Origin of the sequence: Trinickia sp. (assembly GCF_051954495.1) — a bacterium.
Lineage (GTDB): Bacteria > Pseudomonadota > Gammaproteobacteria > Burkholderiales > Burkholderiaceae > Trinickia.
Genome location: NZ_JBQCHR010000144.1, coordinates 1 through 6,095 on the forward strand (window position 1 = coordinate 1; position 6,095 = coordinate 6,095).

6 protein-coding genes are annotated in these 6,095 nt (G+C 59.8%); all 6 read left to right on the forward strand.

Going from position 1 to position 6,095, the window contains the following annotated elements; translation table 11 throughout:
* On the forward strand, positions 1-906 hold a 906-nt coding region (locus ACTHNR_RS19200; protein ID WP_440549247.1), incomplete at its 5' end, for an S-(hydroxymethyl)glutathione dehydrogenase/class III alcohol dehydrogenase.
* A gap of 182 nt (positions 907-1,088) precedes the next feature.
* The gene (locus ACTHNR_RS19205) at positions 1,089-2,105 is read left to right on the forward strand and encodes an IS110 family transposase (protein ID WP_440549248.1); all 1,017 of its coding nucleotides are present in this window, start codon (positions 1,089-1,091) and stop codon (positions 2,103-2,105) included.
* A 273-nt stretch (positions 2,106-2,378) separates the two neighbouring features.
* On the forward strand, positions 2,379-2,954 hold the full coding sequence (gene gfa / locus ACTHNR_RS19210) for an S-(hydroxymethyl)glutathione synthase (protein WP_440549249.1): 576 nt from the start codon (positions 2,379-2,381) through the stop codon (positions 2,952-2,954).
* Positions 2,955-3,201: 247 nt separating this feature from the next.
* Entirely contained in the window at positions 3,202-3,495 is a 294-nt protein-coding gene (locus tag ACTHNR_RS19215; protein ID WP_440549250.1) for a hypothetical protein, read from the forward strand.
* A 253-nt stretch (positions 3,496-3,748) separates the two neighbouring features.
* The gene (locus ACTHNR_RS19220; protein ID WP_440549252.1) at positions 3,749-4,957 is read left to right on the forward strand and encodes a cytochrome C; all 1,209 of its coding nucleotides are present in this window, start codon (positions 3,749-3,751) and stop codon (positions 4,955-4,957) included.
* Between the two features lie 49 nt (positions 4,958-5,006).
* Positions 5,007-5,639 (forward strand): c-type cytochrome, encoded by a 633-nt coding sequence (locus tag ACTHNR_RS19225; protein ID WP_440549251.1) that lies wholly within the window; start codon positions 5,007-5,009, stop codon positions 5,637-5,639.
* The last annotated feature ends 456 nt before the right edge of the window (positions 5,640-6,095 follow it).

The following is a 6,095-nucleotide window of genomic DNA, read 5'->3' on the forward strand; positions in this document are numbered from 1 at the left end:
ATGGAAGTCGGCGAAGGGGTGACGAGCGTCAAGCCCGGCGATCACGTGATTCCGCTCTACACGGCGGAATGCGGCGAGTGTCTGTTCTGCAAGAGCGGCAAAACCAATTTGTGCGTGGCCGTGCGCGCCACCCAAGGCAAGGGCGTCATGCCCGACGGCACCACCCGCTTCAGCTACAACGGCCAGCCTGTTTATCACTACATGGGCTGTTCGACGTTCAGCGAATACACGGTCGTGGCCGAAGTGTCGCTGGCGAAAATCAACCCCGACGCCAACCCCGAGCAAGTCTGCTTGCTAGGTTGCGGCGTCACGACGGGATTGGGCGCCGTCAAGAACACCGCCAAGGTGCAGGAAGGCGACAGCGTGGCCGTATTCGGGCTGGGCGGCATTGGCTTGGCGGTGATCCAGGGCGCCAAGCTGGCGAAGGCGGGCCGCATCATCGCCATCGATACCAATCCGAGCAAGTTCGACCTGGCGCGCGTATTCGGCGCGACCGATTGCGTGAACCCCAAAGATCATGAGAAACCGATTCAGCAAGTGATCGTCGAGATGACAGGCTGGGGTGTCGACCACAGCTTCGAATGTATCGGCAATGTCAACGTCATGCGTGCAGCGCTCGAATGCGCACATCGCGGCTGGGGCCAATCGGTCATCATCGGTGTCGCCGGCGCGGGGCAGGAAATTTCGACGCGCCCCTTCCAGCTTGTGACGGGACGCCGCTGGCTCGGCACCGCGTTCGGCGGCGTCAAGGGACGCTCACAGCTGCCGGGCATGGTCGAAGACGCCATGGCTGGCAAGATCCAGCTCGCGCCGTTCGTGACTCATACGAAACCGCTCGCGCAAATCAACGAAGCGTTCGACCTGATGCACGAAGGCAAGTCGATTCGTACTGTCGTTCACTACTGACGAATGCCGGCCGCCGAGCGCTATGTTCGCGGCCGGCGCCAACCAGGAGATGGTATGGACGCCTCCCTCCCGCGTCGGATCGGAGAGGCAGTAGAAACGGCGGAGCCCTCGCTGTACCCGACGGCATCAGAGTGCCAAAGTGGTGGTGTCAACACGACCACAGAGGGTAAGGAGGGCTCGAAATGAAGACTACGACATTCGGCCTGGATTTGGCAAAGCGCGTCTTTCAGGCTCACTGGGTAGACATGGATACTGGCGAAATCAACCGGCGGCAGTTCAAGCGCGAACAACTCGTGACGTTCTTCGCGAACCAAGCGCCGGCGCTCATCGCGATGGAGGCTTGCGGCAGCGCCCATTACTGGGCGCGTCGCTTCGCCAGCTTGGGCCATCAAGTCAGACTCATTGCGCCGTCATTCGTCCGACCGTTCGTGAAGCGCAGCAAGACCGACGTCGCGGATGCGCAAGCCATCTGGGAGGCCGCACAGCGTCCGGACATGCGCTTTGTGGCCGTCAAGAGCGAAGCGCAGCAAGCGGTGCTCACGCTGCATCGGGTACGCCAGCAACTGGTCAAGATGCGCCGTATGCAAATCAACCAAACGCACGGTTTGCTCTACGAGTTCGGCGCTGCAGTGCATCGCGGGCCGCACAGCATGGATGAGGCAGTGCGCATGCTTGGGGAACTGGCCGACACGCTTCCCGCTGTCGTCATTGAGACGCTTCACGAGCAATTACAGCGTATCGACGTGCTCACGCGCGACATCCGCGCCATTGAGCGCCGACTTGCCGCTTGGCAGCGTCAGGACGAGGCGGCCACGCGACTGGCCGCTATCCCCGGTGTGGGCCTGCTTACCGCGACGGCAGCCATCGCGACCATCGGCCAGGCCAGTACGTTTCGGTCAGGCCGCGAGTTCGCCGCGTTCCTCGGGCTGGTGCCGCGACAAAGCGGCACCGGCGGGCGCGTGAAGCTGCTGGGCATTAGCAAACGCGGCGACGTGTACTTGCGTACCTTGCTCATTCACGGCGCCCGCTCGGTGCTCGCACGTTCGAAGCAATTAAGCGATGCGCTACAACGGATGCTCGTACGAAGGCCATTCAATGTGGTGGTCGTCGCGCTGGCCAACAAAATGGCACGCACGATATGGGCACTGCTTGCCCATGCTCGTGCCTATCAACCCGGTTACGCGGCGCATGCTGCGTAGAACATCAACTTACTAAGGAGACGTGGTCGCTGATAGGTTGCGCAGGTTGATACACATGTGATGGCGAAACAGGTCGGACCGTGGGGAAGCAAGCCTGGACGATGTCTTGTCCTTCGAGGACACGTAGGAGATGAGGCCTTCCCCGGCAGATTCCATCAGGGCCAGCGGACTCGCGTCTGCACCACAGGCCGGATATAAGTCTGCAGCCTCATCCTGTCCGCCACACATCGAATATCACCTGGCAAACCGGGAGGCGTCCATATAAGACATCTCATGAGCACCGCTATCCACCCTACCGTCGACCGCGGCATCAAAAAGGGCGCAAGCGACTTCAAAGGCGGTACGTTGCGGTGCTCGTGCGCGACCGATCCTGTCGAGGTGCGTATCGATTCACAAGTCTTGTTCAACCACGCGTGCGGCTGCACGAAGTGCTGGAAACCGGCGGGTGCCCTGTTCTCCGTCGTGGGCGTCGTGCCGCGCGACAAGGTGACGGTCACGGCGCATGGCGAGAAACTGAAGATCATCGATGAATCCGCGCTGATTCAGCGCCATGCCTGCAGCGTCTGCGGTACGCATCTTTTCGGGCGCATCGAAGACAAGGCGCATGCGTTCTACGGCCTGGATTTCATCCATACGGAGCTGTCGAAGGACGAAGGCTGGGACGGCCCCGGTTTTGCCGCATTCGTTTCGTCGATCATCGAAAGCGGCACACCGCCGTCCGCGATGGCCGACGTGCGTCAAACGCTGCGCGACAAGGGACTGGAGCCGTACGATTGCCTCAACCCCGCGCTGATGGATCTTCTGGCTGCTCAGGCCGCCAAAGCCAAGGGCACGTATCGCGAGGCGTGAAACAAGGCGTTGGCGATGCCCATCGCTGCACCCGTTGGCGCTACAGCGATCTGGGCATCCCATACTTGATTTTCGTCAAACCATTGCGGATATCCTTTGAGCCGCGACGGGCTTCCGCAAATTAACCGGAAATGAAGGAATTGCTGCATATTGCCGATCATTGATTATGATCAATTGCCCAAGCGCTCCGACCGAACACTATTCATCATCATCGGTTGGCAAGTACAAGCGCGAGGGAAAGGCCAGCATGAACTCTTACCGCGACCTCGAACGCGAACTCCAGCATATCAAGGCGGCCATCGCCATGCTCGAGAAGACGCGGATTTACCTCTCCTCTCCCACCGTCGTGGCGGATCCCGCCTATTGGAAGGCACGGCTCGAGACCATACTGGACGGATACCCCCGCGACGCCCGCGTCGAAAAGCAGGTGCTCGAGTTGATCGCTCTCACCGATCAACTGCAAAGTGCAAGGTCCACGGAAGAACCCGATTCGAAAGCAAGCCAGGACCAACCGGCTAAGCGCCACGACCACGCCCGTTAATTCACCGAACTCACGATCGTGTGTGCGCCCGAACAATTGTGCACCCGGTCCGTTCCCGGCTTTGACTACATTGATCTATAAAGCAGCAAACTAGAGATATTCGGGGGATGCCATGATCGATTGGCCAAGACGCGTGGTTCGAAAGTGGTCCGCGATCATGCTCGCTGCAACAGCGCTCTGCTTGGCCGGACGCAATGCAGCGGCGGTTCCTGCCTTCGCCCGGCAAACGGGTCTGGCATGCGTCGCATGTCACGTGAGCTTTCCGGAGCTGACGCCGTTCGGACGGTTCTTCAAGTTGACTGGCTACACGCTGACCAACAATAGAACGATTCCCCTTGCGGCGATGCTGCAATTCTCACAAACCAATACGCGAACGATCGACAACAACAACTACGATTTCGTGCGTAACAACGACCTCGCTCTGCAGCAGGCAAGCATCTTCTATGGCGGCAGAATCGCTGGGCCGGTCGGTGCGTTCGCACAGTGGACCTATGACGGCATCGCCCACCATAGCGGGATCGACAACACCGATATTCGCGCCGCCGGACACTTTACGAAGGGCGACATCGACTTCATCTACGGCATGACGCTCAACAACAACCCGACCGTATCCGACGTCTGGAACAGTACACCGGCGTTCGGATACCCCTACGCTTCGAGCAGCGTCTCGCTCACGCCGATGGCCAGCACGCTGATAGACGGCGGCCTTGCCCAGCAAGTAGCCGGCGTCACGGCCTATGCGTTCTGGCAGCGCAGCCTCTACGGCGAGTTCGGCCTCTACCGGACGGCGGACCAAATGTTCTCATTCTTACGCACAGGGCAAGACATATCGAGCCCCGGCGGCGTGGCCCGCTTGTCCGGCAACAACCCATACTGGCGGCTCGCCTATAACGCCGAGTGGGGTCCCCACTCGCTCATGTTCGGGACATACGGCCTGATCGCCGATAAGTACCCCGACAACACGATTCCGGTTTCACCGACCGATCGCTTCACCGACGTCGCGTTCGATACGCAATACCAGTACTTGACCTACACACACTCGGTTACGGCGCAGGCCACCTGGATCCACGAGAAGCAAAGCTGGGATGCGAGTTTCTCCAGCGGCGGAATCGGCGCAGGACCGACGCCTTCGAATTCGTCCGATACGCTCAATACGTTCAAGGTTAAAGCGTCGTACTACTTCCATCGCAAATACGGCGCAACGCTTGCCTACTTCCAAACGACGGGCAGCACCGACGCGGGTCTATACGGCGCCGCACCCGTTACTGGAAGCGCGAATGGAACGCCGAATACCAATGGCGTCACACTCGAGGCGGATTACTTGCCCGTACCCCAGGTCAAGCTGTCGGTGCAATACACTTGGTTTTTGCGATTCAACGGGGCGCGTTACAACTACGACGGCAACGGGCGCAACGCCAGCGACAACAACACACTTTACCTGATCGCTTGGCTCGTGTTCTGAATGCACGTACGCATCGACAATCGAACCACATCACCCAAACGAGCCACGTATGCCACTGCTGCCCCGCTGGTTCACTAGCCCGATTTCATCGGCCGCCGTACCGCTCACCATCGCCGTTCTCGCGCTCGGCGCTGCGCCCGCGCAAGCGCAAGAAGGTGAGCGATTGTCCTCCCAGCTGTGTGCGGCCTGCCACGGTGTCCACGGCGACAGTAAATCGCCGATGTTCCCTAAGCTCAATGGGCAGACGCAAGACTATTTGACCGCGCAGCTCAAAGGTTTTCGGGAGCATCAGCGCGGAGAGACGGACGCACGATCGTATATGTGGGCGATCGCGTCGCAATTGGACGATGCCACGGTTGCTTCGTTGGCAGAGTACTTCTCGCAGCAAAAGCCGACGAGCGGCAGCAGCAGCGACGCCGCACTGGTCGCGCAGGGGCAGAAGATCTTCGAAGAAGGCGTGCCCGACAAAGGCACGCCCGCTTGCGCGTCATGTCACGGCGCACAAGGCCAAGGAAACGGACAGTTTCCGCGACTCGCAGGCCAACATGCGGACTATCTGATGCGCCAAATTCGGGTATTTCAGAATGGTTCTCGGGCAAACGCACCTGTGATGTCGGCCGTCGCGCATACGCTCGGAAATGAGGACGCGAAGGCCGTCGCGGCATTTCTTCAATCGCGTTAGCATGTCGAAACGGCTCCGCACCGGATTGTCTACGCATTCGTGTTTCAAAGGTGAAACGTATCGGCATCACGCCGGCATCTCGACAACCGATCCAACGCGCAACGGCCCTCGTTCAAATGCGGCTTTCGACGTAGCGCCCTTTCCATGACGGCGGACTTTCGGCTCGACCATACCGACGACGCCATTAAAAGTATTCTCGGCTGCAACAAAACGCGCGCCATGAGCTGCGAAATCAAGCGCCGAACGTTCCACGCCCGTCGCTCTCTCAAGTGCTGTCGAATCTGGCACGTTGCTCGCATTAGCAGTTCCGGTGCAATCAAGGAGCAAAAAATGACTGCTCGCTCGCGATTCGCGGCATACGTCGGCTTGCCCGATTCCACGCCCGCCAAAACGACACTGCGCCCGCAATCGGTACAGCGCCATGTCGTCCACACGCTCATCGCTTTTGCCGTGTCG